Here is a 1,303-nt window from a genome sequence, read left to right as displayed (position 1 = left end):
TGGGCTGCTTAGGAGTTTTCGGACAGCGGATTGGTGGTTTTTCTACGCTGCCGTGGCCGGCTGCTGGTAACTATAGTGGACTTCATTCGGCCGCCGGTAGTTGAGCGCTGAGTGGCGTCTGCGGCTGTTGTAGAAGCCCTCGATGTAGCGGATTATGTCCTTGCGGGCGCGTTCCTTCGTGGCGTAGGTCGTGCGGTACACCCGCTCGTTCTTCAGGGCCGAGAAGAAAGTCTCGGCCTGGCTGTTGTCCCAGCAGATCCCGGTTTTCCCCATGGATGAACGCATGCCCAGCCCGGTGACCAGGGCCCGGAAAGAGGCCGAGGTATAAACGCTTCCGCGGTCGGAATGCCAGATCGCGTTGGGCTCGATTCGTGTCGTTGCCGCGGCATTGGACAGGGCCCGTTCTACGAGCTCGGAGCGCATGTGGTCCTCGATCGCCCATCCGACGACCTTCTTCGAATAGCAGTCGATGACGGTAGCCAGATAGATGAACCCCTGCCACGTGTGCACATAGGTGATGTCCCCGACGAACTTGACGCCGGGACGAGCCGCGGTGAAGTCGCGCTTCACCAGATCCGGCATGGCCCCGGCCGCTTCGGCGTCGGCGACCGTTGTAGTCCTGAAGGGCCGCGGCTGGCACGGTACCAGGGCCTCCTGCCGCATAATCTGGCGCACCAGTTCCGGGGAACACTCAATGCCCTCACCGGCCAGGTCCGCGTGGATCCGGCGGTATCCGTAGGTCCCGTCCGATTCCTTGAAGAAATGCCGCACACGGGCGGCCAGCACCTGTCTGCGGGCCGCGGTAGCCGAGACCGGGCGCGATCGCCAGTGGTAGAACCCCGAGCGGGAGACCTCCAGCCACTGGCACATTTTCAGCACGACAGGCGCTTTCGGCGTTGCCGCGTAGGAGTCGATGAATTCATACTTCGCCACTACCGTGGCTCCCTTGCGAAGTATGCGGCCGCTTTTTTTAGGAACGCGGCTTCCGCCTTCAGTTCCTGGTTCTCACGTTCCAGTTCCTTGAGCCGGGCACGTTCGGAGACGTTTAGCTCCGGCTCCGTCTCGGTTCCGCCAAACGTTTCCTTGTACTTCTTCAGCCAATTACGCAGCGTCTCGGCACCCACGCCGTATTCGGTGGCGACCGTCTTGATCGGCTTGGACGAGTCGATGACTTCGCGGCACAGTTCATCCTTGAATTCCTGACTGAACCTGCGACGGGTTGATGACATTCTGGTGATTCCTCATTCCGGTAATCCCCATCGTTTCATGGGGTACCGCTGTCCGAAATCTCCAGGGCAGCCCA

At 60.9% G+C, this 1,303-nt stretch carries 1 protein-coding gene; it reads right to left on the bottom strand.

Annotation, left to right across the window (positions count from 1 at the left end; genetic code table 11):
- Positions 1–42: 42 nt before the first annotated feature.
- Positions 43–1,229, bottom strand: a protein-coding gene (locus ABH924_RS24815; RefSeq protein ID WP_404503196.1) for an IS3 family transposase whose coding sequence is annotated in 2 segments (ribosomal slippage) — positions 43–974 and positions 974–1,229 — 1,188 coding nt in all. Because the reading frame shifts where the segments join, the coding sequence is not laid out codon by codon here.
- Positions 1,230–1,303: the final 74 nt, after the last annotated feature.

Source organism: Arthrobacter sp. GAS37 (assembly GCF_044908325.1).
GTDB classification, from domain to species: domain Bacteria; phylum Actinomycetota; class Actinomycetes; order Actinomycetales; family Micrococcaceae; genus Arthrobacter; species Arthrobacter ramosus.
Note: the sequence above shows the minus strand (reverse complement) of the source record. Positions and strands in the feature narration are given on the sequence as shown.